Annotated in this window: 15 protein-coding genes and 1 tRNA gene; 4 read left to right on the plus strand and 12 right to left on the minus strand. The window is 64.4% G+C overall.

Going from position 1 to position 26,351, the window contains the following annotated elements; all coding sequences use genetic code 11:
* Position 1 precedes the first annotated feature (1 nt).
* The gene (locus LQ232_RS13710; protein ID WP_230180909.1) at positions 2–784 is read right to left on the minus strand and encodes a 3-hydroxybutyrate dehydrogenase; all 783 of its coding nucleotides are present in this window, start codon (positions 782–784) and stop codon (positions 2–4) included.
* 67 nt (positions 785–851) lie between these two features.
* On the opposite strand from LQ232_RS13710, the gene LQ232_RS13715 reads away from it, so the two are divergent.
* The 3 genes from LQ232_RS13715 to LQ232_RS13725 all read left to right on the plus strand — a co-directional run bounded on the left by LQ232_RS13715 (position 852) and on the right by LQ232_RS13725 (position 4,152).
* Positions 852–1,790, plus strand: coding sequence for an alpha/beta fold hydrolase (locus LQ232_RS13715; protein ID WP_230180910.1), 939 nt, complete (start codon positions 852–854; stop codon positions 1,788–1,790).
* A complete protein-coding gene (locus LQ232_RS13720; protein ID WP_230180911.1) occupies positions 1,787–4,045 on the plus strand; it encodes a bifunctional (p)ppGpp synthetase/guanosine-3',5'-bis(diphosphate) 3'-pyrophosphohydrolase in 2,259 nt (752 codons plus the stop codon). Before LQ232_RS13715 ends, LQ232_RS13720 begins: the two co-directional genes overlap by 4 nt.
* A 30-nt stretch (positions 4,046–4,075) precedes the next feature.
* A tRNA-Val gene (locus LQ232_RS13725) sits at positions 4,076–4,152 on the plus strand.
* A gap of 94 nt (positions 4,153–4,246) precedes the next feature.
* Here LQ232_RS13725 and LQ232_RS13730 read toward each other — a convergent pair.
* From LQ232_RS13730 to serA, 3 genes are all read right to left on the minus strand, one after another.
* Positions 4,247–5,365, minus strand: a complete 1,119-nt coding sequence (locus LQ232_RS13730; RefSeq protein WP_230180912.1) for an acyltransferase — start codon at positions 5,363–5,365, stop codon at positions 4,247–4,249.
* 224 nt (positions 5,366–5,589) lie between these two features.
* The gene (locus LQ232_RS13735) at positions 5,590–5,829 is read right to left on the minus strand and encodes a DUF6496 domain-containing protein (RefSeq protein ID WP_230180913.1); all 240 of its coding nucleotides are present in this window, start codon (positions 5,827–5,829) and stop codon (positions 5,590–5,592) included.
* A 21-nt stretch (positions 5,830–5,850) separates the two neighbouring features.
* Complete coding sequence (gene serA / locus LQ232_RS13740; protein WP_230180914.1) at positions 5,851–7,080, minus strand: phosphoglycerate dehydrogenase; 1,230 nt, start codon at positions 7,078–7,080, stop codon at positions 5,851–5,853.
* 76 nt (positions 7,081–7,156) lie between these two features.
* On the opposite strand from serA, the gene LQ232_RS13745 reads away from it, so the two are divergent.
* Positions 7,157–8,557 carry an FAD-binding oxidoreductase gene (locus tag LQ232_RS13745; protein WP_230180915.1) on the plus strand — a complete coding sequence of 467 codons (1,401 nt, stop codon included), beginning with the start codon at positions 7,157–7,159 and terminating at the stop codon, positions 8,555–8,557.
* Between the two features lie 30 nt (positions 8,558–8,587).
* Here the strand turns inward: LQ232_RS13745 and LQ232_RS13750 are convergent, their stop codons facing one another.
* The 8 genes from LQ232_RS13750 to LQ232_RS13785 form a co-directional block, all read right to left on the minus strand.
* Complete coding sequence (locus tag LQ232_RS13750; protein ID WP_230180916.1) at positions 8,588–11,683, minus strand: DUF4157 domain-containing protein; 3,096 nt, start codon at positions 11,681–11,683, stop codon at positions 8,588–8,590.
* Between the two features lie 108 nt (positions 11,684–11,791).
* On the minus strand, positions 11,792–12,979 hold the full coding sequence (locus LQ232_RS13755) for a hypothetical protein (RefSeq protein ID WP_230180917.1): 1,188 nt from the start codon (positions 12,977–12,979) through the stop codon (positions 11,792–11,794).
* Positions 12,980–12,984: 5 nt separating this feature from the next.
* Positions 12,985–14,211, minus strand: a complete 1,227-nt coding sequence (locus LQ232_RS13760) for a DUF4157 domain-containing protein (RefSeq protein WP_230180918.1) — start codon at positions 14,209–14,211, stop codon at positions 12,985–12,987.
* Positions 14,212–14,223: 12 nt separating this feature from the next.
* A complete protein-coding gene (locus tag LQ232_RS13765; protein ID WP_230180919.1) occupies positions 14,224–14,967 on the minus strand; it encodes a carboxypeptidase-like regulatory domain-containing protein in 744 nt (247 codons plus the stop codon).
* A gap of 4 nt (positions 14,968–14,971) precedes the next feature.
* Positions 14,972–18,685: a DUF6519 domain-containing protein gene (locus LQ232_RS13770; RefSeq protein WP_230180920.1), complete on the minus strand. Its 3,714-nt coding sequence runs from the start codon at positions 18,683–18,685 to the stop codon at positions 14,972–14,974.
* Between the two features lie 11 nt (positions 18,686–18,696).
* Positions 18,697–21,060 carry a hypothetical protein gene (locus LQ232_RS13775; protein ID WP_230180921.1) on the minus strand — a complete coding sequence of 788 codons (2,364 nt, stop codon included), beginning with the start codon at positions 21,058–21,060 and terminating at the stop codon, positions 18,697–18,699.
* Positions 21,057–23,774 carry a hypothetical protein gene (locus tag LQ232_RS13780; RefSeq protein ID WP_230180922.1) on the minus strand — a complete coding sequence of 906 codons (2,718 nt, stop codon included), beginning with the start codon at positions 23,772–23,774 and terminating at the stop codon, positions 21,057–21,059. Before LQ232_RS13780 ends, LQ232_RS13775 begins: the two co-directional genes overlap by 4 nt.
* Entirely contained in the window at positions 23,771–26,350 is a 2,580-nt protein-coding gene (locus LQ232_RS13785) for a putative baseplate assembly protein (RefSeq protein ID WP_230180923.1), read from the minus strand. Before LQ232_RS13785 ends, LQ232_RS13780 begins: the two co-directional genes overlap by 4 nt.
* Position 26,351 lies beyond the last annotated feature (1 nt).

Genomic DNA, 26,351 nt, shown 5'->3' on the forward strand with positions numbered 1-26,351 from the left:
CTTATTGCGCCAACCAGCCGCCGTCCATGTTCCAGGCCACGCCGCGCACATTGTCGCCAGCCGATGAGCACAAGAACACCGCCAAATCACCCAGCTGGGCGGGCGTCACGAACTGCAGGGAGGGCTGTTTTTCACCCAGCAGGCCGCGTTGGGCGTCTTCAACACTGACACCTTCGCGCTCGGCCTTGGCCTCGATCTGTTTTTGCACCAACGGTGTCAACACCCAGCCGGGGCAAATGGCGTTGACTGTGACGCCGGTGGTGGCGGTCTCAAGCGCGACCGACTTGGTCAGACCGACCAGGCCGTGCTTGGCCGCCACGTAGGCCGATTTGCCTGCCGAGGCCACCAGGCCATGGGCCGAAGCGACGTTGATGATGCGCCCCCAGTTTTTGGCCCGCATGGCCGGCACCGCCAGGCGCATGGTGTGGAACGCCGAACTGAGGTTGATGGCGATGATGGCGTCCCATTTCTCGACCGGAAAGTCCTCGACATTGGCCACGTGCTGGATGCCGGCGTTGTTGACCAGGATGTCCACGCCACCAAACTCTGCGGTGGCGTAAGCCATCATGGCCTCGATCTCGGCTGGCTTGCTCATGTCGGCCCCGTGGTAACCCACCCGGATGCCGTGTGCTTTGCCAGCGGCCAACACTTCGGCCTTGGGCGCATCAACATCGCCAAAGCCGTTCAGAATGACGTTGGCGCCTTGGGCGGCCAGTTGATTCGCCATGCCCAAACCTATGCCGCTGGTCGATCCAGTGACGAGGGCGGTTTTTCCATTCAACATTCAGGCCTCCTGTGGCAAGAACAAACACAATGTCGTACCGAATCCAATTATCTGCCGAGGCACTGCCATGACCACCCCGGATCACAACAATCTCACCAGCCCCACTTTGAACCACGTGGTGTGCCCAGGCGCAAGCAAGACCGATGCTCAAACCCACCGCATGGCTTACTGGTCGTGGGGTGACGAAGCCAATCCCCGGATTTTGATCTGCGTGCATGGTTTAAGCCGCCAGGGCCGTGACTTCGACGCCTTGGCCCGGTCGTTGAGCGGCCACTACCGCGTGATTTGCCCCGATGTGGTCGGGCGTGGGCATTCCGACTGGTTGGCCACACCTTCCGGGTACCAGGTCTTTTCCTATGTGTCCGACATGGTGGCGTTGGTGCAGCAGTTGCGCACTTCGCTCAAGGCCCCCAGCCCCATGGACATCGACTGGGTGGGCACCTCCATGGGCGGCTTGATCGGCCTGGGCTTTTCCAGCTTGCCGCCCGAAGTGACCGGCGTGCGTGTTCGCAAGATGGTGCTCAATGACGTGGGGCCAAGGTTGCGCCACGATGCCCTGGTGCGCATTGGCGAGTACCTGGGGCAGCCCAAGCGCTTTGCCACGGAGCAAGAGGCGGCCGACTATTTGTGGACCATCTCCACCGGCTTTGGCCCGCACACGCCCGAGCAGTGGCTGGCTTTGTCGCTGCCTTTGCTTCGCCCTGCTGCCGATGGCCAGGGCTGGCAGTTGCATTACGACCCGGCCATTGCCGAGCCCTTCAAGACCATGTCGGCCGATGCCGCCACCAGTGGCGAAGCCGCCCTGTGGAGTGTCTACGATGGCCTGAAATGCGAGGTGCTGTTGCTGCGCGGCAAAAACTCCGACTTGTTGGACCATGAGACTGCCCTGAGCATGACCCAGCGCGGCCCCAAGGCACGTTTGGTTGAGTTCGAAGGCGTGGGCCACGCGCCCACCCTGATCGCCGCTGACCAGATCGCCACCATCAAGGACTTCTTGTTGGCATGAAGACAGGGATTCTTGACGCGCCTCACGCGGCCATTGTTGATTTGGTCGACCTGAGCCTGCCAGAGCAGGATGGCAGCGCCGCCCACGCCTTGGCCCGCGCCAGGGCGTTTGCCGAGCCCTTGCTGGCCGGGCAATTGTTCGACACGGGCGAGAACGCCCTGGCACATGCCGATGGCGTCTCGCAAATTCTGCTGGGCATTGGGGCGCCACCTTCACTGCGCGCGGCGGCTTACCTGGTCTACGCCAGCGAGTACCTGACCCCGCCTGATGAGGTCATTGGCCGGGCCTTTGGCCCCGATGCTGCCGCCCTGGTGGCCCACACGCGCAAGCTGGTGCAGATCCAGCGCAATGCGCGCGACTCGCTGGGGGACGACACCGATGGCCCCTTGCGCGCCGAACAGGTCGAACGCATCCGCAAGATGCTGCTGGCCTTCTCGCGTGATTTGCGCGTGGTGCTGATGCGCCTGGCATCGCGGCTTCAGACGCTGCGCCACTATGCCGAGACCAAACTACCGTGCCCCAAGGCTTTGGCACGCGAGTCCATGCAGGTGTTCGCCCCGCTGGCCAGCCGCCTGGGCATCGGCCAGATCAAATGGGAGATGGAAGACCTGTCCTTCCGGTTCCTGATGCCCGACACCTACCGCTCGATCGCGCGCTCGCTCGACGAAAAGCGGCTGGAGCGTGAGCGCGATGTGGAGCAGGTGCGCCGCACACTGGCCGAGGCCCTGGCTCAAGCCGGCCTGCAAGCCCAGGTTCAGGGTCGCCCCAAACACCTGTACAGCATCTGGAAGAAGATGCAGGGCAAAGGCTTGTCCATCGACCGCGTGTTCGATGTGCGCGCTTTGCGCGTCATCGTGGCCGACATCCCAGCCTGCTATGCGGCGCTGAGCCGGGCCCACGAGATCTGGCGCCCCATGCCCGATCACTTCTCTGACTACATCGCCCGCCCCAAGCCCAATGGCTACCAATCACTGCACACGGTGGTGCTGGGCGATGACGGCAAGCCCATCGAGATCCAGATTCGCAGTTTGGCCATGCATGAGCACGCCGACAGCGGCGTGGCGGCCCACTGGGCTTACAAAGAGGCGGGCGCCAAAGGCTACGCTGGCGTGCAGGTGGTCGGTGAATTCGAAAGCCGCGTGGCGGCGGCCCGCAAGACCGTGCTGCGCCAACTGCTGGCCTGGGAGCGCGACCTGGCCGCGGCCGACGAGACCGAAGGTGGCGGCCCAGCCGGCCACGGCTACTTCGACGACCGCATCTACGTGTTCACGCCCGACGGCAAGATCATCGACCTGGTGCATGGCGCCACGCCGGTGGACTTTGCCTACACGCTGCACACCGACCTGGGGCACCGTTGCCGGGGTGCAAAGGTTGATGGGGTCATGGTGCCCTTGAACACGGCCTTGCAAAGCGGCCAGACGATCGAGATCGTGTCGGCCAGAGAGGGTGGGCCATCGCTGGACTGGCTGAACCAGGACCTGGGCTATGTCCGCAGCCCCCGGGCGCGTGCCAAGGTGCGCGCCTGGTTCAACGCGCTGGCCCAGCAAAGCACCATTGCGAAAGGCCGTGAGCTGGTTGAGAAGTTATTGCAGCGCGAAGGCAAAACTGCGGTCAAGCTGGAAGACTTGGCCGCGGACCTGGGCTTCCGCAGTGCCGATGCCTTGTTCGATGTGGTGGGCAAAGATGAATTCTCGCTGCGCAACATCGAGCAGCTGCTGCGCCCCGCCGCGCCCGAGCAAGACCCGGATCAGGTGGTGGCCCAACGCATTGCGCGCAGTGAGGCCGAGCTGGACCGCAGCGGCAATGGTCGGGGCGTGCTGGTGGTGGGCATGGATTCACTGTTGACGCAGTTGGCCCGCTGTTGCAAACCCGCGCCGCCTGATGCGATTGGCGGCTACGTGACGCGGGGCAAGGGCGTGGCTGTGCACCGCTCTGACTGCAGCAATTTCCGGCAGATGGCGGGGCGCCATGGTGAGCGCGTCATACCCGTTGCCTGGGGCCAGCATGCGGCCGCGCAGAGCGCGCACTACGCGGTGGACGTGTTGGTGGAAGCGCACGACCGTCCAGGCCTGCTGCGGGATGTGTGTGATGCCCTGGCGCAAGGCAAGACCCATGTGGTGGCCATGAACAGCCAGACTCAGCGTGATCACACCACCATCACCCTCACGGTGCAGACCTCGGACACGGCCAGGCTGGGTCCGGTGCTCGCGCGTGTTGCACAAGTGAACGGTGTTTTGAAGGCGCGGCGAAAATAGAAAAAAGTCATGCTATAGTAGCGGTCTTGAAGGCGCGTAGCTCAGCTGGTTAGAGCACCACCTTGACATGGTGGGGGTCGTTGGTTCGAGTCCAATCGCGCCTACCAAATTGGTAGCCCCGGAAAGCCGGTAAGTTGTTGTAGCGACTTACCGGCTTTTCCGTTTCCGGGCCCATATCGGCCACAACCTGCGGAAACAGGTTCAACCCCGAAGAGGCGGCTCCGCGGTCTCTCCATCGTCGATGACCGCGGCTTGTTGCGCATGCGAGGCTTGCTTTTGCCACCGTTTTGACCACGCTTTTCTCACCGGTTCGTCAAACTGCTTGAGCATCAGCCACGACAAGACTGCGGTGATGGACAGCGCAATCACGACCAGCACAGGGCTGTGTCCATTTTGGTTCATGGTTTGCTTGATGCCCGAAGTGATGAGCAGAATCGGAAAGTGCAACACATACAAGGGGTATGACAAATCGCCCAAGAATGTGCCCGCACTGGTTTTCACTTGGCTCGGACCACTTCCAAAATATGCCAAGAGTGGAAGCAGTATGAAAATACTGACCAGGTCCCACAGCAGATTGTGCGGCATGAGAAGAATACCCGCTAAAAGTGCACACAGCATCCCGCCGGTCAACCCCGCTTTATTTTCATTGGATGTGCGAAATCTGTGTATCAGCACGCCGGTTAAAAAGCCAAACGTGACCCTTGGGAAACCTGCCAGGTAAGTTAGGGAATCCCAGCCCAGGTTGGCGTTGCCAAAGTTCATCACCGCGGCCGCGTACAAGGCCCCGCTGATAGCCGTGATGGCACACAAGATGGACGTTCTTGCCTTGACCAGGCAGGACGCCCAGATCAGGTTGATGATCACCTCAAACGAGAGGCTCCAGAGGGGCCCATTGCCAGGAAACGCCACGAACTTGGTGATGTCCGTCGTGAAGAACGATGGCAGCAGTAAGGCGTTGAGGCCACTTGACACCAGAATCGTCGGCAGTGTTTCAACTTTTCCTGGCGAAACCAGGTATTTCAAAAGCAAGACGGCAAGCCCCAGGGCAGCGCCTGACACGGCGAGCGGATAGAGCCGGATAATGCGTGCCCGCACGAAATCAAAGAACCCCATGCCTGATATCAGTCTGTGGCTGTAAGCGTGGGCGATGACAATTCCACTGAGTATAAAAAAGAGGTCAACTGCCAGATAACCATGTGGCACGAAAGTGATCGAGAGTTTGGCTGTTGCCAGGTGATATATCACGACGAATACTGCAGCAGCACCTCTCAATGCGTCCAGGTTGTGCAAACGAGTGGGAAGCCCTGATTCATTGTTCATGGTCTGCCGCGCAAAATATGAGCGCTCTCCAAGGTTTATTCGAAAAGCGGCTTGCACGGACGCAGTGACTCAGCAGATTGAATATCTGCTGCACCGCTATGAGTCATGCAAACTGCGCTTTTCCCTTGGCCGAACAATAAGCAGGTTGTGGGCCAGCGCACCCATTGAGTGGCCGACAGCGCGGAAAGGAGCGGCGGATGCTTCAGCGCCGCCGCATGGGTTGCTCAATGAGTCTTGGAGCGATCCTTGGGCACCTTGCCGCCGGCTTTCCTGGCCTCGGACAAGCCAATCGCAATCGCCTGCTTCCGGCTGGTCACCTTCTTGCCCGACGTGCCGCTTTTCAGCTTGCCAGCTTTGAGTTCGTGCATGGCCTTGCCGACCTTTTCAGATGCCTTTTCACCATACCTTGCCATGATGTTCTCCTTTGATGGAAGTGGACACAGGCAAAATCTGGCAATCAGCATGCCGGCCCAGGGCTTTCTGAATCAGTACAAAACGCGGCTGCGGATCGTGCCTGGAATGTTCTGGATTTTCTGCAGCGCCACTTCTGAATAGGCGGCGTCCACGTCCATCACCAGGTAGCCGATGGCCTCGTTGGTCATCAGGCTTTGAGCTGAGATATTGATGTTGTTTTCGGCGAATACCTTGTTCACATTGGACAGCACGCCCGGCACGTTCTCGTGGATGTGCAGCAAGCGGTGCTTGCCCGCGCCCAGCGGCATGGACACCTCTGGGAAGTTGACGGCCGACAGCGTGGTGCCGCAATCTGAATAGCGCACGAATTTTTCGGCCACTTCCAGCCCGATGTTGGCTTGGGCCTCCAGCGTGGATCCACCGATGTGCGGCGTCAGGATCACATTGTCGAACGCACGCAAGGGCGATTGAAACTCTTCATCGTTCGCCTTCGGTTCAACCGGAAAGACGTCAATGGCCGCGCCACCGAGATGCTCACTTTTCAGGCTGTCGGCCAGGGCATCAATGTCGACACAGGTGCCGCGCGCGGCGTTCATGAAGATGGCGCCACGCTTCATCTTGGCGAAGTGTTCGGCGCGCATCATGTTTTGCGTGGAGGGTAGTTCAGGCACGTGCAGGGTGACCACGTCGGCCACGCTGAGCAACTCACTCAGGCTGCCGAGTTGGCGCGCATTGCCCAGGGGCAGTTTGGTGACGGTGTCGTAATACACCACCTGCATGCCCAGCGATTCGGCCAGCACCGACAGTTGCGAACCAATGTTGCCGTAGCCCACGATGCCCAGGGTCTTGCCGCGTGCCTCCCAAGAGCCTTCGGCCGATTTGCTCCAACCGCCACGGTGCACCAGCGCGTTCTTCTGCGGGATGCCCCGCAGCAGCAAGATCAACTGGCCCAGCACCAGTTCGGCCACCGAGCGGGTGTTGGAGTAAGGCGCGTTGAAAACCGGCACCCCCTTGCGCATGGCGTGCTGCAGCGCGACCTGGTTGGTGCCGATGCAGAAACAACCGATGGACACCAGCTTGTTGGCCGCTTCCAGCACGGCGGGCGTCACCTGGGTTCGCGAACGGATGCCCAGAAAATGCACATCTCGCACCCTCTCCAGCAAGGCCGATTCGTCAAGGGCGGTCTTGAGGTATTCGATGTTGGTGTAACCGTTCTTGTGCAACACATCCAAGGCGTTCTGGTGCACACCCTCCAGCAGCAGAAAGCGAATCTTGTCCTTGTCGAGCGAAAGCTGCTGCATGCCTGAATCCTTCATGTGGTGAGTGTTGATCAGCCAGACGCTACCATGATGAGGATTTTCCACTGAAAGAATGGTCATGCCGACAGCACCCGACGACATCCTTGCCCGGCTCCATGGGATCGTGGGCGAAAGCCATGTGAAGACCGACCCCGACAGCCTCAAACACTGGGGTTGCGACTGGACCAAGGTGCGCACCCCGGCCCCTTTGGCCATCGTGTTTCCGTCGAGCATTGAAGAGGTTCAGGCCATCGTGCGCCTGGCCAACGAGTTGCAACTGGCCCTGGTGCCCTCTGGCGGGCGCACGGGTTTGTCGGCGGCAGCCGTGGCCGCTGAAGGCGAAGTGGTGGTCAGCTTTGACCGCATGAACCGCATCATCGAATTCATGCCGGAAGACCGCTTGGTGCGGCTTCAGGCGGGTGTTGTCACGGCTCAGTTGCAAGCATTTGCCGAAGAGCAGGGGCTGTACTACCCGGTGGACTTTGCCAGCGCCGGCTCGTCGCAACTGGGCGGCAACATCGGCACCAACGCGGGGGGTATCAAGGTCATCAAATACGGCATGACGCGCAACTGGGTGCTGGGCCTGAAGGTGGTCACTGGCAAGGGCGATGTGCTGGACCTGAACAAGGGCATGGTGAAGAACGCCACCGGCTACGATTTGCGCCAATTGTTCATCGGAGCGGAAGGCACGCTGGGTTTCGTGGTCGAGGCGATGATGAAGCTCGACCGGGCGCCGCGTGATTTGCGCGTGATGGTGCTGGGCACACCCGACTTCGCCGCGGTGATGAAGGTGCTGGCGGCGTTTCAGAAGCAGCTGGACCTGACGGCCTTTGAGTTCTTCTCGGAGTTGTCGGTGCAACTGGTGACCAAGCACCAGGGCGTGCCACGGCCTTTCAATGCAGCCACGCCGTTTTACGCCTTGCTGGAGTTCGAGGCATCCAGCGAGAAGGTGGTGGACGAGGCCATGGCCTTGTTCGAGTCCTGCGTGGAACAGGGCTGGGTGGTCGATGGCGTGATGAGCCAGAACCAGACGCAGGCCAAATCGCTTTGGCGTTTGCGCGAAGGCATTTCTGAAACCATCTCGCACTACACGCCGTATAAAAACGACTTGTCGGTGCTGATCCAGCATGTGCCGGCGTTCATCGCCGAGATCGATGGCATCGTGGCCGAGCAGTACCCCGACTTCCGAGTCGTCTGGTTCGGCCACATCGGCGATGGCAATGTGCACCTGAACATCCTCAAGCCTGACGACATGGCCAAGGAGGATTTCTTTGCCAGGTGCGCCACCGTGAACACGCAGATCTTCGAAACGGTGGCACGGTACGAGGGATCGGTGTCGGCCGAGCATGGCGTGGGCCTGACCAAAAAACCCTACCTGGGCTACAGCCGATCGCCGGAGGAGCTGGCCTACATGAAAGCCGTCAAGCTCGTGTTCGACCCCAACAACGTGATGAACCCGGGCAAGGTGTTTGACCTTTGAAGGGCTGGGCTGCCGATGGATGCGTGCGGCTCACTGCAGCACGCCGATCACGATCAGAACACTGTTGCCGCCCGAGATTTGGGCCGGGCCTTCGCCACCATGCGGGTCGCCCATCTGCGCGGCCCGGCCTGGGTCGATCTTGTCAGCGCCGGTGTTGACCTGGGCGCCGTAGAACACGCTGTCGATCTGCACCTTGCCCCTCACGCCATAGAGCATGGGTGACTGGTTGTTGAAGTAATCAAGCTGGCTGCCGGAGCCCGACAGTTCAATGCGGAAAGCAGGCTTGTCGGCGGTGCCGTCCTTGCCCAGGTAGGTGTACGAGATGTCGCCACGCCAGTCCGACAGGTTCACGGATTGGCCGCTGGTGGCCGTGATGCCCGCGCTGCCGCCCACCGCCAGCGAACTGCCCCCGCCCAGTTTGAAATCGAAGGATCCGAAAGGTTGCACGCGGTTGACCGAGCCGGCCGTGGGGGTGCCACTGGCATCCTTGGGGGCCAGGCTGTCTTCGGCCTTCCAGCTCATGTGGGTGACCTTGAAGCCGACCTTCTTGAGTGGCCCTTCAGCCGGCGCATAGGCCAGGCCTTCGGTGAAGAACATGGACGTGAGCTGCTTGGCCTGCGGCCCGCTGTAGTGCCCGCCAACGTCGGCCAGGATGAACATGCCCTCGCTGCCGAACAAGGCGCCAGCCCTGAAGCGCGCATCGGCCACGCGGCCTTGGTCGGCCAGCTCGGGCGTGGGCCGCAGGCGCTGGTAGTCACCCCAGACGCTGCCTTGCCAGCCCCGGTACTTGCGAGGGTCGTCCAGGTCGGCCGCGCCCAGCTTGTTCTGCTCATTGGGCGCCACCAGCTTGGCCAGGTTGACCGTGCCGCCCAGGTGCAGCAGGTCGCCGCCGTTGGGGCCCGAAGCTGCATCCACGTTCAGACCGGTGGGCAGGTTGCCGCCAAAGTAGCTGTCTTGGGCATAGTAGGGGTGGCTGGGCGTGAGCAGTGGGCCGACGTCGAAGATGCCCGGCGCCTTGAGCTTTTCCTTGAAGATAAGACCCACCATGGTCTTGGCCAGCAGCAAATCGGCGTTCCAGGTCTCATCGACCAGGCCGCCTTCATCGGGGCTCGGCGGTGCAGCGCGGTCCTTGGTGAGGATGCCAATCTGTGCCATCCAGGCCAGGAAAAGTACCGTCTGGTAGTTGTCCTTGAGGCGCTTGGTGAAGGTGTCGCTGCCCAGGTATTCGTCCACCCGTAAACCGACCATGCGGCTGACGATGTCGGTTTTGATCGAGTTGCTGGGTGTGAGGGGTTCGATGGCGTCGAGGTACTTGCCGAAGGTGGACAGGTTGCTGCCGATGCTGTCGCCATACTGCAGCCCACCGACGCCCCCATTGGGCAGGATGGCGGCGCTGAACAGGGCGCCATACGAGGCGGACTCGGTGCCTTTGAGCTTGAATTTCTGGCGCTCTTCGGCTGAGAAGTCTGTGCCATAGCGCAAGTCTTTGTAGATGTCGCTGACGAGCCCGACCACGAGCGGGTGGTCTGCCGCCTTTTTGGCAGCTTCCTCCAGCTTGGGGTCGGCCTTGGCCTCCGTTTTGGCCGGGTCTTTTCCATCGGCCGTGGGTGGCGTGGCTGCGCTGGGTTCACGTTGAATCACCGGCCCGGCCGCGCTGATGGCGGCAGGGTCGGCCATGCGCATGATCTGATCAGCGACCGCGTCAGCCTCTTGCTCCAACGCATCACCAGGCGTGCTGACGGTGGCTTTGCGTTGCACGGTGGCCTCGGTTGCCACATTCTTCTTCAAGATGTCGAGCGCGCGTTCATAAGCTTTGGTCTTGCGTTGGCCGGCCTGCTTGACGCCGTTCCAGAAGGCCAGGCGCTCGGTGGCATCGGGGTTGCCCTTGGCCTTCTCGCCCGTCCAGTGCGCGATCTTGGCGTCGAAGTTGTCGCCACCGGTTTCCCACCGGTCTTCCGGGCCGGTGCCACCAAAGTTGGCGGTTTTGCCGCTCATCTCGGTCGAGGCCTGCACCCCGCCGCTGGCGTGCATGGCCGCCGCGGAAAAGATGAAGGCGTATTGCGGATCAGCGGCGGCGGTCGGGTTGGCCTTGACGGCTGCGGAGGTGGCCCGCGCCAGGGCCGCATCATCGGTCTGGCCTTGCGAATCAAGCCGCTCGGCCTGTTCGTCCAGGTAGGCCAGGGCTTTGATGTACTGCTGCCGGAAGGTGATCTGCAAGGGCCCCCGGCCCGCGAATTGGCCCACCACGGCGGGGTCGGCCTGGGCCGTCAGCGAGCGCAGGCCGCGCGACTCGACGGCGGCGTGTGCCAGGTACAAGGCCTGCGCTTGCAGGGTGTCGATCTGCATCACCCTGAAAGCCTCGGTGAGGCGCTCGCCCGCGCCGGTGGCGGCTTGTTTGATCTGGGCCAGGTCTTTGTCCCCATAGCCGGGGTCGGTCATCACCGCTTCCACGTCGGCGTCGGTCAAGGCCTTGCTCATGTCCATGCGGGTGCCGGTTTGGCCGTTGGGGCCGACGGCTTCGCTGGCAGATTCCAGGTCCGCCTGGTGGCGTGTTTTCTGCTTCTTGTCCTGTCCGGTGAAGGTCACGTCCTCGCCAATGGTGCCCCGTTCGGCGCCATAGGCCGTGGCAGGGTTCTTGCCATAGGCCTTGTTCCACTTTTTGTTCTTGATCTCTTCCTCGGCCTGGGTCTCGGCATCCACGATGTCGTAGAACTCGCGGGCGATGTTGCTGGGCCCGGTGCGTTGGCCGTTTTGCTGAACGATGTGGGTCAACTCGTGGGCCAGCAGCCGTTTGCCACCCTCGGTGTCGGGCGCGTATTGGCCCGCGCCAAACACGATGTTTTGCCCGGTGGTGTAGGCCTTGGCCTGGATGCCTTGTGCGGCCTGCGCCGCTTTGCCATCGGTGTGGAGCCGCACCTGGCTGAAGTCCTGGCCAAAGCGTGGCTCGAAATAGGACCGCAGCTCCTGGGGCAGGGCCTGGCCGCTGCGCTGCGCGGTCTCAACAGCCGTGCGGGTGTCCAGCGGTTCACTCGTCTGGCCGGACTCTTGGCGGGCTTCTCGCTGCAAGGTGGCCGGCTGGCAACGTGGGCAAGCGCCGCCACAGGCGCAGCCTGAGGGCGAGCGCATCAGCTGGTTCAATGGCCCGGAAGAAGCCGCAGGGGCCGCGCGCCTGGCCAGCGCGGGCGTTTTGGGGGCGTGGGCAGGCGGAGATTTTTGAGATGACATCGCGGCAACTCAGGGCGTGCATTCAAGTTTGATTTTGGTGCCAGGCACCGGGTGGGCCTGGTTGTAGGTGTCGATGGTGGTGCCCACGCAATGGGTGAGCTTGTTCGATGCTTTCTCGGCACTGGCCGCGTAGGCCTTGACGGCGGCTTTGTAGGTGGCGATCTCGTCGGTGAACTTCCGGCGCGTCATGCCGCTGGTGCCGTTGAAGGTGGGCAAGGGGTTGGCCTTCAGGTAGGCGACATAGTCCAACCCATGGTTGCCTTCGTGCCAGCGCAAGGTGGTGGATGCCGGGTTGACCTTGCCGCCAGCGATGTCTTCGGCCGTGGTGCCGCGCCCATAGCCCGAGGTGGTGGAGCCGGGCATGCCTGGCGGGTAGGCGGTCTGGATGGTGGCCAGGTTGGCGGGGGCGGTGAAGGTGTCGATGGTCTCTGTCTTGCCAGAGATCAAGGTGGTGAATGGGATGTCCACCGGGATCAACAGGCGAGTGACTGGCGTGGTGATGCTGGGGTCCACCATGTCCGTCAGGATCTTCACGCTGGTGCCGCTGGATGTGCTGAAACCCACCTCGCCGCTCAAGGGGTCGACGGCTTGCCCTTGGTCAAGCGGTGTTGAAATGCCCGTTTCCTGGCGGTGCGCCGACCGCCAGGCCCACATGGGGATGCGCGCGCTGTTGATGCCATAAAGCGCATCCTCGGTGGTGCTGAGCGCGGTGGCGGCCTTGGGCATCAGGGCTCGGATGGCGCTGATGTAGGCGGCTTGCAGGTCTCGGTCCAGCAGGGTGTCGCCGCTGAGCTGGTCCTTGATGAGTTTCTGGGTGTCGGTCACCTTGGCGTACCAGCCATTGATGTCGGTCTCGAAAGAGGCGGCGTCCACCTTGCCCTGGGCGCTGCCGATCGTGGTGGCCGCGTTGGTGAAGGCGGCGATGGCGGCCTTGACAGCATCGCGGTGGTCCTTTTCGGTGGGGGCGCCGGGCTTGGGCTCGCGGGCGATCACGGGGCCGGCGGTCTGGGTGATCGGCAAGGTGGCTGGCGAGGCGGACTGGCAGCGCTGGCAGCCCCCGCCGCAGGCACAGCCTTGTCTTTGCACGGTCGGGCCGGTTGCAGGAGATGCGTCGGTCCGCGGGCCAGGCGTCTGCCGTGGTGTGGTGGGGGCGAGGATGCGGGTGGACTGGCCCTGCGGGGCCTTCAAGGCAGGCATCTGGGCTAGCCTGCCGTGTGGCCAACGCAGGATGCGGGCGCAGCTTGTCCGGACACCCGGGCCGCGAATGATTCGAAGCAGGACGAATCTGCCCGGCGCAAGGCGTTGGGCGCGTGCTGGAGCATCGAGAACCACACGTGGAAGGGTTCGTGCAGCAGGGTCAGGCCCCGCTGGTCAGGCGTGTTCCAGAACGTGGGGCATAGCACGATCAGGCGGTTGCCAGGGCAGCTGAAAGCGAAGTTGGTGCCGCAAGCGCCAGCGGTGCAGCCCACGAGCTTGAAGTTTTCGCCACCCAGGCATTGGTAGCGCAAGTAGCCGCTTTCCAGCGTGGTGCGGACACGGTTGAAACGGGTGATCTGCTGCTGGATGATGGGGAAGTGGGCGCGGTTGGTCAGCGTCAGCCCCAACTCCTCCTGCAAGATGGTGTCGAAGGCCGCGTCCACCGGATCGCCTGCGCGCGCCGAGTCCAGGTTGGTGGTCAGCTGGTCTTCTGCAGCTTGAGCCAGCGTGATCGCTTCAGCATCGGCATCCGTGATGGCCTGCACGACTTCGTCGCCGGTCAGGGCCGGGTTGGTCAAACCATCGGCTTCACAACTGACATTGGCCCGGCGCACCAGGCGGTTCACCATGGGCTCGATCGCGGCCTGCTGCTGCACCACGTGGGTCAGTTCGTGCGCCAGCAGTTGGCGGCCAGACTGGCTTTGCGGCGTGTACTCGTTGGCGCCAAACACGATGTCGGCACCTACCGTGTAGGCGCGGGCATTGATCCCTTCGGCGGATTGGGCTGCTTCGGCGCCATCGTGAACGCGGACTTCGGCGAAGTCATGCCCAAAGCGCGATTCCATGAAGTCGCGCGTGGACGAGTCCAATGGTTTGCCGGGCGATTGAAGGCCGCTGGCCACGGGGGTGCCAGCCATGGCCGCATCGGTGTCGCGGATTGGTTTGCGCCGAACAGCGGGGCGATCCTCAGATTCGCTTTGCTCGATGGGTGCGCTGGGACTGCGCATGACCTTGTCGGCGACCTGGTCCGCCTCGCGCTCCAGGGCATCGTCCGGTTCGCTCACGCGCAATGCCGAGGATGCCCCGGCCTGGCAACGCGGGCAACTGCCACCGCAGGCGCAGCTGGCCCGCTGGACCAGCGACGGCGGCCATCCCTGCGCACGCCGCACAGGCTCGCCTTTGGAGAACCTGGCCCGCGCCGGAGACCTGGCCAGCAGTTGGTGGTTCATCATGGCGAGGACTCCTCAGCGTTTGCGTTTGGCGGCGACAGGCTTGACTTCGGGTTCGTTGTCGGGCTTCTTGGCGGCTTTGGGCGTGCTTTTGCTCGGGGCTGTTCTGGGCTTGGGGGCTTCTGTCACCACGTCTGTGAAGGCCGGTCGAAGCTTGAGTTTGTCCAACTCGCCCGCCTGAAGCCGTGTTTCATGGGCCGTCATCTGCCCGGCGGTCAGTGAAAACGGCTTGCTCGCCTGCGGCACCAATTTACCGCTGTCGCTGCCAATCTGCAATGTCAGCTTTCGGTTGGCGCCGATGGCATCCACCTGCGCGGGTTGCAGGATGAAGGCGTAGTAGCCCGAGGCATCGGTGGTTGCTGGCGCCACGCCGGTCACTGGCTTGCCGGCTTCGTCGATCAGGGTGACCTGAACGTGCGCGGCGGCTTTTGAGGCCTCATCGGTGATGCGCCCTTGCAGCAAGGTCTCGGTCTTGGTGACGGGGGGCACGCGGATGTTGGCGATCTGGACCTCGACCTCCAGCGCGGCCACGCGTTGCAGCATGCTCTTACTGGCATTGGCGTAGCGCTTCACGCGCGGGTCATCGGGGTTGACGTCCGATCGAAGACGGCGAGCTTCTTCGACGATAAGCAGGCGGGACGCCAGCTGCGCGTCGAGCACCATGCCGAGCAGGTCGCTGCGCTGCACTTGCAAGGTTTCGAAAGCACCCTGCAGATCGCTTTTGTAGGTTTTTTGTCCGGTGTTGGAGATGATGGCCATGACGTCACCCGTGAGGTTTGAAGAGGATGCCGGAGGTGGTGCTGCGGCTGGCGCACAGTGCGCTGGGGTTGAGCACCTGGTTGCCGACCTTGACCTCGGCCATGGCCGGGTTCATATCGTTGGCCACGATGCAGTGGTCGCCCTGGTTGAAACTGGCATTGACGAGCCGCACGCCCAAGGCGAACAGCGACAGCAGTGTTTCGGGGCCTCGTTCGCTGAAGCGGTTGTTGGTGGCGCGCAGGGTATTGCCCATGAGCAGACCGTTGGCGAAGAGGTTGCCACTGCGCAGGCTGAAGGACTGGTTGCTTTGGTAGGACAGGTCGTCCATCGAGGCGATGAGGTGGCAGGAGAGGCTGGTGTTGCTTTGCCCGGTGCGCGATTGGTTGTCGTTGAACATCACATTGCCCGCCGGGAAGAGCCTGGCCACGGCCGCATCGCGCTGGACCGCCATGGCAGCGGGCGCGGCATGCAGGCCTGTGGCTGCGTTGGTTTCGACACCTGCTGCGTCCACCCGCGAGGCTGGCGCGGTTGTCAGGCTGCCTTCCCGTTGAAGCTCCACGCCCGCACCGGCGTTGTTCACCCCGCCCAGGTCAAAGAGGAAGACCGTGCCAGCCATGCGCTCCTGGGCGCTGAGCCCTGACAGCTCGCTGGAAAACGCGTTGTCGTTGCATTGCACCGGCCCGAATGCCACCGCGTACAAGGCCAGGCCCACGGGCTGATCGACCAGGTTCTCGTGGATGCGCGCGGCCGGGCGTTGGCTGAAGGCCTCGCCTTGCGCCATGGCTTGCCGGTCCAGCAGGTTGAAGTTGCTGACCAGCTTGATCACGATGCCGCCCCGATGGCCGGGGATCAGTGATTCGGTCGTGATGTCGGGGCTCAAGGGGCCGTTGTTGACCAGCCGGTTGTGGGTGATTTCCACGTCTTCACCATAGGCGATGAAAATGCCGCACACCGGGTTGGCGCCGGTCACGCCGTTGTCTTCGATCTGGTTGTCAACGATGGCCAGGGCCTCGCACAAGCCCAGCGAGATGCCGCCCAGGCCTTGCTTGGCGGCCGTGCTGCGCAGGGCGTTGTCGAAGAGGTTCAACAGGCAGCCGGTGATCTGGTTGCCCAGGATGCGCAAGCCCACCACGGGCGTGCCGAGTTGGCCCAAGGCCGTTGACAGGGCGCTGCTTCGCAGCTTGCTGGCCTCTTGCGTGGCCGCGGTCACGCCGATGCCGGACAGGCCCATGGCCGTCAGGGTATTGCGTTCGATGGTGATGTCATAGAGGAAGCCGCTGTCTTCTCGCGTGGGCTTCTCGTCGTCTTTCAAGGTGATGGTGAGGTCGAAGCGCTGAGCGCCGGGGATGGGCTGAAGGTCCAGCTTGTCGATGCTCAAGCCGGGCTCGCCTTCGGTCACGCGGAAGGTGGCGGGGTTGCTGCCGAAGCGGAAAGTGCCATCGGCGCCGCTCACCTCCACCCGGGTGTCGCCCGTGGCGGTGTCGGTCAAGGTGATTTGCACACCGGCACGTGGCTTGCCGTCGGGGCCCAGCACCAGGCCGATCACGCCGGACTCACGTGGCAGGGTGAAAACGTGCTCGGGCTCCGGCTCAGGGACGGGCAAGGACGCCCCCAAGGTCACGCCATTGCCCGCGCCGCCGACGACGGTGTTCTCCAGCACCCGCACGCGCTCGCTGCCACCGCCCAACTGGATGCCGCCCAGCGCGCGGTAAGGCTGTGTCAACAGGGTCAAGGGGGTCAGCAAGATCTCCCAGACGGTGTTGACGTAGCTGATGATCAGCCGGGGGTTGAAGTAGACGATGTCGAGCTTGGCGCAGGGGTCGTTCGGGTCCAGCGGATCGGGTTCGGTGGGCACGTCGATGGGCGGCATGCGCAGGGCGGGCACCAGACGGATGTCGTTGCGCTCGATCAGGCTGTCGTCACCGGCCAGGTAGATGGCCACGTCGCTGCCGCGCTTGTCCAGCATGCGGATGCGGTTGTGGTGGATGTTGGCGCCGCGCGCGTTGCGCGCGCGGATGGCATTGGTGCAGGCCAGGATGCGGTTGTGGGCCACTTCGATGTCCACCACCTCACCGGCCTTCTTGGCACTGATGACGATGGCGGTGCCGCCCAGGGTCACCATGTCCATGTGCTCCAGGCTGATGTTGACCGAGTCGCGGATGGTGAAGATGGGCAGCTTGTCGCCGTCCTTGCGCGGGATCACCTTGGTCTTGGTGTCGCAGCCCTTGATCTTGACGTTGCGCCGGCCGTCGATGACGGCATTGGTCTGGTGCAGGCCGGGCAGCAGGCAGATTTCGCCCCCGCTGGCGGGCAGGTGCTGGATGGCTTCTTCGATGGAGTCGAAATCGCCATGGCTGGTGCGGCCATCGCCCACGTTGTAGGTGCAGCAGATTTTCTGGTTGGTGAGCGGGCGGAAGATGCGGCGGCAGTCGTCGATCTGGCCGGCGGCCCAGGTGATGGTGGTGGAGGGCGCGGCGTTCCAGTTCAGGATGGCCAGGGCGACGCGGTGGTGGCGCACGCCTTGCGGCGGCGCGTTGGCGGGCCACACGGGCGGCTCGAAGGCGGCGCCCGAGGCGCGCACCGGGAAGGTCCAGTAGTCGCCGGGCTGGTAGTTGGCGTTGCTGGCGGTGGCGGCATCGAATTCAAGCCGGATGCCGTCTTTCAGCTCGGTCGGGTTGGGGCCGCCAACCGGGAAATCCGCGACCAGTTCGATGCCGTTCCACAAGCGGAAGAAGCCGGTGGCGGGTGTCACGGCGGGCCAGGGCCCTTGCACATTGGTGAGCGACAGGATGCCGTCTTGCGACAAGGTGGCATCGGCTGTGAGGGTGATGCGCCAGCTGCCCAGGCCGGCGTCGAAGGCCAGCGCCTCAAGGTAGAAGTCGGTGACGCCGCAATGGTTGATCATCTGATCATTGGCGGTGATGGTCACCGTGCCGGTGCCTGGGGCCGCTGCCGCGTACAGGCCACGGCCCACCAGGCCGCCGTTCCACTGCGACCATTTGAAGCGCGCCCGGTTGGCGGCATCGGGGTCGGCCACTTCGATGCGGTACAGGTAGTGTTCGAGGCCGGTGTAACCGCCACCGGCTTCCAGCGGGCAGTCGCCGGTGATGGTGAGCACAGGCGCGGGCGACACGGTGAGCTTGCCTTTGGCGCCGAAGTTGTCGGCCAGGCCAGCGGCGGCGCTGCAATCGTCGTTGGGGCCCAGGCGCAGCAGCTTCAGGTTGGCGAAGGTCTGGGTGCGTTCGGTGGTGTCCGGGCCGCCCAGTGCAGGTTCGATCAGGTTGAGCGGGTCCTGGAAGCCGCTGACGGTGTCTTCCCACACATCCAGCACCAGCAAGTCGCGGATGCCATCGGCGATGTTGGCGGGGGTGGCCTGCGGTGTCTGGAAGGGTGGCGCCAAGTAGGTGGCGATGAAGGTGGACGGCAGGTCCAGGGTCATCGACAGCCCATCGGCCCAGGCGCGCCCGGCATCCAGCTCGACCTTGACCAAGGTGCCATCGGTGCTGGCGCTCAGCGCCTTGAAGGCCTTGGTGTTGGACGAAGGCACGGCCAGCACGCCCGGGCCGAAGGTGTCGCGGCCCACGGCAGCTTGCCAGGTGGCGGCAATGGCCGCGGCCTCGTTCCAGTCACGGTCCAGCAGCACGCGGCCTTGCTGGTGCAGCACCCCCGAATAATGCGGCTCCGTGTCAAAAGCCAGGAATGAAAAATCGCCCTTCATGATCGTGTCCCTCAAGTGATCGGGATCAGCACGGGTCGCACGCCAACTGGCATGAACTCCCGCAGCCTTATCCCGATGTTTTTCCATTTGTGCGTGCCCCGCAGGTAGCTAAAGGCCCCCATCTCGTCGTCGTGGCTGCCGCCTTCGCGGACGCGGCGGTCGCAGTCGGGCCGCAGTTGGGCGTAGCCGGGTTGGCCAAACCATTCGGTGGTGAAGCGCAAGCGCGCGTCTGGCCCGAACACGCAGGCGAAGTGCTGCGGCAGGCGGTCGTGCTTGCCGCTGAACCAGCAGAACTTCAGACAACTGCCGCGCTGGGCCAGGCCAATGTCGACGATGTGGCTGTCCTGGTTGTCGTGCACCTCCAGGCGGTGCACGAACAGGCCGCTTTCGCCGCGCGCGGTTTGCACGCGGGTACGGCCGAAGATGGTGACGCCCTGAATGACCAGATCGGGGCCCCATTCGAGGTCGGGGTTGCCGGTGGCCGCGCCAATGGCCAGGGCGAATGGCGTGGCCGCTGCGATGCCGCTGCCCGCGTCGACGATGCTGTCGCTCAGGGTCAGCAGGTAGCCTGTGTCGATGGACAACGGGCCGGTGATGCTGCGCTGGATGGTCACCGCGGGCACTTGGTCGAAGGCGCCCAGGTCAGGTGACACCAGGCCGTAGTCATTGCCCAGGCGCATGGCCTGGCGGATGGCGGCACGTTTGCCAGTCACACTGCCATCCAGGATTTGGCCGCCGCCGGGGTCGAGGGTGCAACCCAGCACGTTCAACTGGCCGAGCGCAGCCTGCATGATCAGGGCGTCGGTCGCCGGGAAGGTGGCATCGCGGGTGAGGTACAGGCCTTCCAGCGTCACTTCCAGTTGCTCGGCGTTGATGGCGCCAGGGCCTGTGATCTGTGTGGGCCTGAACCGCAGGGGTTGGCGCAGGCGGATCACCGGGCGTTGTCCTGGCGCGCTGCGGATCCACAGCGAATGGGCCAAGCGCAGGGACAGCACGCCAGCGTCATTGCCGATGCCGTTGATGGCGTTCAGGTCCAGCACATGGGTCTGGCTGTCGGTGATCTCGATGACCAGGGGACGGTTGCGGGTGGGCAGGCCGTCCAGTGCCTTCTGCAAGGCCAAGGAGTCGTCGAACCAGTTGATGGTCTTGAGCTCGTAGGATTGTTCGGCGGGCCAGGTGGCGGGCAGGGCCGATCGCTTGATGGGTTGTGCGCCCGTGGGGCCGGCCAGGGCGTGGGTGGCAGATACCAGCAGGCCATCCTGCAAGGGGGTGGCTTGCGTGGCCGGGTTGGCATCGGGCACGCCAAAGACCAGGCGACCGCGCTCGGGATCGATGACGACCTCCCAGGCGCGCAATGGGGGCGCCAGGCCCGATTCCCAGGCGCAGAGGTTGGCGCCTCGGACCTGCCAGGCCTGGCCCAGGAAGGGCGTGGCGGGCAGGTGCAGGACCAGACCGACGGCATCCGGGCCCGGGTGGGCGTTGCGCGGATCGCTGTAGGTTTGCACGGACACGTACTGGGCCGCGCGGCCGGCTGGTGTGCCGTCGGTGAGCCGTGCGGTGGGCATGGGGCCGGGCACCTCGTCTTCGCTGCCCAGGCGGGGCGGATCTTCGTCGGCGTGGAAGCGGTGCGTGTTGAACAGCGGCCAGGGCTCGCCCTGAGCTTGCACGTCGAAGCGCACGGCGAGCGCAGCCGAGCCGGGGCTGGGTGGCACGGGCGCAATCAGCCTGAACACGGGGCGCGACAAAGGCACCTGGAAATCCTCCAGACGCCAGAGCAGCACCGCCAGGTTGGGCAGGTTCCAGCCCGACATGCCCAGCGTGGGCGGCTTGATGTCCACCACGCGGGCGAACGGATCGAAGGCGCCATTGACCAGGGACAGCAGCGCCGGGTCGCGCAGTGATGTCGTGCCGCCGCGCACGGCCGATCGCATGTCGGTACGCCGCTTGAGTGGGGGCGTGCCGCCCGCATCGGGCCGCTGGTGATTGAGGTGTTGGTTCCAGGCCAGGCGTTCGCGCATCTCGACCGCGTGGGCAGCCCATCCGGACAGCGTGAACACTTGGGACTCGACCGCGCCCAGCGTGCCTTTGCGGCGCCGGTGGAAGACGGTGCGCGCCACGTCGGCCCGCAAGGTCCACGGGTCGCCAGACAGGCGGGTGGTGCCCAGCAGATCGGCGATGTAGGCCACCACCCAGTCGTCGCAATGCTCGACGAACAGGTCGTGGTATTGCGCATCGGTGCGGGCGTGCAGCGCGGCCATCGCGTCTTCGATGACGCCCAGGAAGGCTTGCAGTTGACCTGGCGGCGTTTGCTCGGTGTCGCGGATGCGGTAGATCTCGGGGAGCCGATCGAACAGCGGCTGGCGTGGGGAGCTCATGATGGCTGGGCCTCCTTGTCCACGGCAAGTTGCAATTGCAAGGCGGTGGACGTCAATGAGAGCAATCGGTCGCCGGCGCAGGGCAGGGAGCGTTGGGTGGCCGTGGTCGCGTGCAGGGTGGAGAAGGCCAACGCTGAAAGCAGCAACTGCGGCTGGTGGGTGGACATCCTGGTCAAGCGCACCCAGGCGACGCCCGGCACGTTTTGCACCGCGCCCACCACCTGCGAGCCATGCGCGCTTTCGCCGAACTGTCGTTGCTGCCAACTGAACAGGCCTCGCGATGAATCAATGCCGTCGCCTTCTTCGCCCGTGGCACCTAGGGCTTGCAGGATGGCGGCGCGCACATCGTCGGCGCGGCGGGTGGCTTCATAACCCACGACGAGTTTCAAGGCGACCTCGGTGCGCGAGCCCTGGACCACCAGCAGTGGGCAGCGCCCCGCGCCGCGCGTGCGAACGGCCGTGCGCAAGGCGTCGGCGGCGGCCAGGGCATCGGCCTCCAGCGCGCTGTCGGTCAGGATGGTGACGCGCACCAGCGGCGAGCCGTCCACGCTGACCCAGGCGGCGCGGGCCTTGAGGACACCGGGGATGGACAGGGCTTCGGCTTCGTAGTCGGCCAGACTGACGATGCGCCCCAGGCTTTGCATGGTACCGGGCGCGGCGGTGCGGCCGCCGTCTTCGGTTTCAGCTTGGGCGCCCCCGGTGGCGGGTTCCAGCATGAAAACGGCGTCCAGCCCGGCGGGCTTCTTGTCGGCCTGAGGCTTGGCATCCAACTTCAGCGGGCCATTTGCGCCATCGCCCGTGCGGTACACGGCGACGACGTTGCCGCGGCCCGAACGCAGTCGCGCGCCCGTCTTGCCATCGCCAAACTGCACCCAGCTCTTGCCTTCGGCGTCTTCGCGCACGATGTAGACGTGCTCTTTGGGGCCACGTCCGAACAGGCTGTCGACGCGGGTCCATTCGATGCCGTTCACCCACACCTGCACCTGGGGCCAGTGCGGTTGAGACTGCGTGGTGTCCAGCAGGTAGGTCAGCGGGGTCTTGGGCAAGGCGAAGGTCTGGAATGTGGCGCGCGCATCGCCATCGCCCAAGGCCACTTGCGCCTCGGTCTTGCCTTGCGTGGCCTCGACCAGGTTGCCGTAGACCGTGACTTGGGGATCGTCGTGGCCGAACTGCGCGTAGGTGAACTCGCGGTCCAGTTGCACGCGGTGAAAGCCGGGTTGGTTGGCATCGACACCCGCCGTGTCCACCGCCAGCGCGGTGGCCTGGGTCAAGTCATCGCCTGGCCCTTTGAGCAACAGGCTCCGCTTGGCCAGGGCTGCAGCCTCCTGGGCCGTGCCGTAGAAGTGCAATTCATGGCCACTGGTCGCGAGGCTGGGGGTGAAGTCTGCATGCAAGCCGAAGGGCTCGCCCACCACTTCGTGGAAGCTGATGCCACGGATGTCGGCATGGCCCAGGGTGGTGAACAACTCGGTGATGGCCAGCGAATCGTCCAGGCTCAGCACAGTACTGGCGCCGGTCAAAGGCCCCCAGGTCAAGGATTGCCGATCCACCTGCGACACGCGCCGCTCCAGCAAGCGCTTGCGGTCGCTGCCGTTGCTGCTGGCCCGCAGGTTGGCCTCGATCAGGATCCGGGTTCCGGCCACGACGCTGCTCACCTCGCCATCCAAGGGCATTTGCGTGGCGCTCAAGCTGGGCACCGAAGGCGCGCCCGTGTTGGCGTTGAGCCGCCGCTTGTACGAGACCTCGGAGGTGACGGCACGCCCCAGGCTGTCGACCACGACCTGCTGCGCGGGCGCGTTGTGCCCGAAGTGCCGGTGCGTGCTGCCCAGCTTCCAGGCTTGCAAACGCGGCGTCGAAGTCAAAGCGGGCACGCCCAAGCCCGCGGCCAGGATGGTGGTCGAGGACAGCAAGCTGATGCTGGACGAGATGGCTGGCGCGCTCAGGCTGAAACTGAAGGTCAAAGGCAAGGCCAGCAAGCTCAGCTTTTTCAGGCTGGTGACACCGCCTTTCATTTTCACGACCGTGCTGCCGAAGGACTCCCAGGTCTTGTCCACCACCAGCACTTGCAGGTGGTCGTAGGCATCGCCGCTGCCGCGCGCCACGCCGACCATCACGCGGTCACCCGCTTTCAGGCTCACGTTCGTGCCCGCGTCCAGCACCAGCGTGAAAGTGTGGGTGCCATGGCGGATGGCGGGCACCTGGCGTGGCCGGTACAGGTGGAACTGCGAGAGGGCGGGGTGCGCGATCAGCTGGCGGCTGGTCTCGAAGACGGCTGGCTTGTCCTCGCCTTCAAGTTGGGCCTTGACGCCCAGGCCCATGGGCAGCACCACAGGCTGCGTGCCTTTGACCGCGAAGGCAAAACGCGCTTTGCCGCCCATGCCCGGGGCCAGTCGGTAGCCCAGCAGGCGCACCAGGTCGGCCACGCTGTCGCGCCATTTGGCGCTGCGCAGGTAGGCCTCGTTGGCGTACAGATCCTGGTAGAAGCTGAGGATGTCGCCAACCTCGGCGGCGGCTTCGATCAGGGCGATGCCGGGGTCGTCGGGCAGGCGGTGCGTCCACGCGGCCAACGCGGGGCTGGCGTCCAACAAGGACAGCATGTGTTCGCGCAGGTCAGCATAGCTGCCGATGCGGTAGCCGATGGTGGACAGGCCTGGTCGGTTGAAGACCACCTTGGGGAAGTCCGCCGCTTGGCGGCAGTCGTTGTCGCAGCTCATCGGCGGCCTCCGGTGATCTCGAAGGTGATGCGGCCGGTTTCCAGGTGGTCCGGGTCATTGGCGACGAGGATGATCTCGAAGGCGCCCACGTCCAGCTTCTCGGTGCGGGATTCGGGCAGCTCCGAGGGATCGATGTCGACCACGGTGATGCCGCCGCCGCTGCCAGGGTTCCAGCGCCGCATGCGCAGGCGCAGCACGCGGCCGATGCCGGTCACCTTCAGGGCTCGGCCGATCAACTGGCTGGCGTAGAGGGGCTGGCCAAAGGTCCAGGCGTCGGGGTTGAAGAAGCCGGAGCGGCCGTCGCCCGTCCAGCTGTCAGAGAACTCTTCTTCAAGCGCAGCGCGCAGGTCTTCAGGCCAGTAGGCCTGTTGGGCACACAGCGTCATCTTGATGTCCAGCGGCACGTAGCTGGCGGGTCGCACCTCCAGATCCTCGCCGATCAAGCGCACGGCTTCCAGGTGGTTGGCGATGGTCTGGCGCAAGGGTTCGGCCAGCACGGTGGTGCCCACGGGGTCGACGGCCACGCGCACGGTGCGCCAGCTGCCGGTCCAGGCGTACCTGGCTTTGGCGTGCGAGACGCCAGGCAACTCTTCCGCACGCTTGGCATAGTCCTGCAAGGTGACGGCACGCAGTTGGCGTTGGCGGTAGGCCTCGGGCACGCGGCGCACGATCTCGGCCACGGGCTCGGGGTCGCGCCCGTTGAGCACGTCAAATGGATTCCAGACAGCTTGCACTGCGCCGCTGGCATCGTCGAAGTTGACGAGGGTATCGGCTCCGACGTTGCCCTGGCTGCCTTGGCCCACGCGGTATCGGCAACGAACGAAGGCGTTGGACGGCAGGGCTGCGCCATTGGTGCCGTCGCCAAAGCGGATCGAGCTGCCACCCAGCTCATCGGTCTCGACGATGAAGTGCTCGTCGTCACCTTCACTTTCGATCAGGTCGGACTGCTCCTGCCAGGGCTGGGCAAAGCCCTGCACCGAGACCTGCGCGGTGGTGCGCGTGGGCAGGTCGCCGCCGGGCGTGGTCGCGCGGTAGGCCAGGGGCGAGGCCGGGAAGGGACACAGCATGCCGCGCAGGGGCGATTCGCTGCCTTGCTGGCGTGTGACGATCTCATAACGCGCTTCGTCGATGGCCACCAGGCTATGTTCATCCAGACTGCCCAAGGGCTGGCCGGGGGCGCGAAAGGTGGTGATGCGCGGGCGGCCTTGTGTGGCACGGACCAGGTTGGCGTGGAACAGGCTCACGTCATTGACCACCACGCCCGAGCATTCGCAGATGAAGCAGAAGTTCTGTTGCAGTGCGTCCTCAAGCAGCCAGCACACGCGCACCAGCCATTCGCCGGTGAAGGGATCTTGCAGGGTTTGGGCGCGGGGCGTGGGGCCGCCCAATGGCAAGAGGCGCAGCAACTGGCGCTGGGCGGTGCGGGCGCCATTGGGGGTGCCGGTGGCAGGGTTCAGGGCTTCCTGCACCAGCAGGTGATCCACGCCGACATCCACGTCTTCCGCGCCGGGTGCTGGCGCCTGGCTGGGGTGCGTTCCGAGGAAGAGATCGCGCAGTGATTCGGCTTGTGCCTGGGTGAGTGGAGACAGGCCGGTCAGGTCCGCTTCGGTGCTGCCTTTGGCCAAGGCGGTGACCGTGTCACCCCAGGTGTAAAGGCGCAACGTGCTGAGCTGTGCAAAGCAGCGCTGGCGCCACTTGCTGCCTTCGCGCGGCATGGCGAAGATCACCGCGCCCGCATCCTTCCAGTGCTCGCCCGTCCAGGCGCCGAACTCGTCGTTGGGCGTGGCAGGCAGGTCCACCGTGGCGCTGACATTCAATGCCAGCCAGGTGCTGGCCTGGTTGCCCTGGTGGATGTGGTAATCCATCAAGCGGGCATGGCGCGCCAGCGAGACGCGCTTGCGGGCGGTGGCGATGGAGCGTTCGTTCAAGACCCGGTCGTGGTAGTCGGCCTGCTCATCCGCATCGGCAGCGATCAGGTCGATCAGCACCTGGTCCAGATCGGCTTCGCTGGTGGGCGACCAGTTGGGCACGCGCCGCATCATGGCCGCGATCAGCACGTGGCGGAAGGAGTCGTAGTCGCGCGCCAGGTAGTCGATCTCAGGCTCGACGGGGGGCGGTTTGACGCGCTCCGACGGCATGCAGTTGAGGTTGAAGCAGCCCGGGCGGAACTTGAAGGGCAGGGCGTTGAGCAGCGGGTCCATCGCCAGCGGTAAGGCATTGCCTGGTGCGGACAAACCCATGGCGGTGGTCGACAGCAGGTAGGTCGAGTAGTCGCCCACCGGCGCGATCTTCAGCTTGAGGGTGTTGGCGGTGGCGCCCGCTTGCACCTGGACCACCTGAACGGGCCGCGCCGGGTTGCCCGCGCGGTGGCGTTCGGCGCCTTGCACGGTGAAGGCCTCTTTGGGCGGCAAGGGCGCCAGAGCATTGTCGTTCCAGAACTCGACTTCCAGCCAGGCGAACGTGGGCTTGGGCGCGGCTTCCAGCGTGACATAGGCCAGCTTGAAGGCGTTCAAGCCTTTGGCGTCAAGGTCGCGGGCGCGGTCGCTCAGGCGTTCTTCGTTGCGCAGCAGGCTCATG

Origin of the sequence: Aquabacterium sp. CECT 9606, assembly GCF_918741295.1 — a bacterium.
GTDB lineage: Bacteria > Pseudomonadota > Gammaproteobacteria > Burkholderiales > Burkholderiaceae_C > Aquabacterium.

Coding starts and splice junctions, on each gene's coding strand:
- LQ232_RS13710 (WP_230180909.1), bottom strand. CDS start 784: ATGTTGAATGGAAAAACCGCCCTCGTCACTGGATCGACCAGCGGCATA.
- LQ232_RS13715 (WP_230180910.1), top strand. CDS start 852: ATGACCACCCCGGATCACAACAATCTCACCAGCCCCACTTTGAACCAC.
- LQ232_RS13720 (WP_230180911.1), top strand. CDS start 1,787: ATGAAGACAGGGATTCTTGACGCGCCTCACGCGGCCATTGTTGATTTG.
- LQ232_RS13730 (WP_230180912.1), bottom strand. CDS start 5,365: ATGAACAATGAATCAGGGCTTCCCACTCGTTTGCACAACCTGGACGCA.
- LQ232_RS13735 (WP_230180913.1), bottom strand. CDS start 5,829: ATGCTGATTGCCAGATTTTGCCTGTGTCCACTTCCATCAAAGGAGAAC.
- serA (WP_230180914.1), bottom strand. CDS start 7,080: ATGCAGCAGCTTTCGCTCGACAAGGACAAGATTCGCTTTCTGCTGCTG.
- LQ232_RS13745 (WP_230180915.1), top strand. CDS start 7,157: ATGCCGACAGCACCCGACGACATCCTTGCCCGGCTCCATGGGATCGTG.
- LQ232_RS13750 (WP_230180916.1), bottom strand. CDS start 11,683: ATGCGCTCGCCCTCAGGCTGCGCCTGTGGCGGCGCTTGCCCACGTTGC.
- LQ232_RS13755 (WP_230180917.1), bottom strand. CDS start 12,979: ATGCCTGCCTTGAAGGCCCCGCAGGGCCAGTCCACCCGCATCCTCGCC.
- LQ232_RS13760 (WP_230180918.1), bottom strand. CDS start 14,211: ATGATGAACCACCAACTGCTGGCCAGGTCTCCGGCGCGGGCCAGGTTC.
- LQ232_RS13765 (WP_230180919.1), bottom strand. CDS start 14,967: ATGGCCATCATCTCCAACACCGGACAAAAAACCTACAAAAGCGATCTG.
- LQ232_RS13770 (WP_230180920.1), bottom strand. CDS start 18,685: ATGAAGGGCGATTTTTCATTCCTGGCTTTTGACACGGAGCCGCATTAT.
- LQ232_RS13775 (WP_230180921.1), bottom strand. CDS start 21,060: ATGAGCTCCCCACGCCAGCCGCTGTTCGATCGGCTCCCCGAGATCTAC.
- LQ232_RS13780 (WP_230180922.1), bottom strand. CDS start 23,774: ATGAGCTGCGACAACGACTGCCGCCAAGCGGCGGACTTCCCCAAGGTG.
- LQ232_RS13785 (WP_230180923.1), bottom strand. CDS start 26,350: ATGAGCCTGCTGCGCAACGAAGAACGCCTGAGCGACCGCGCCCGCGAC.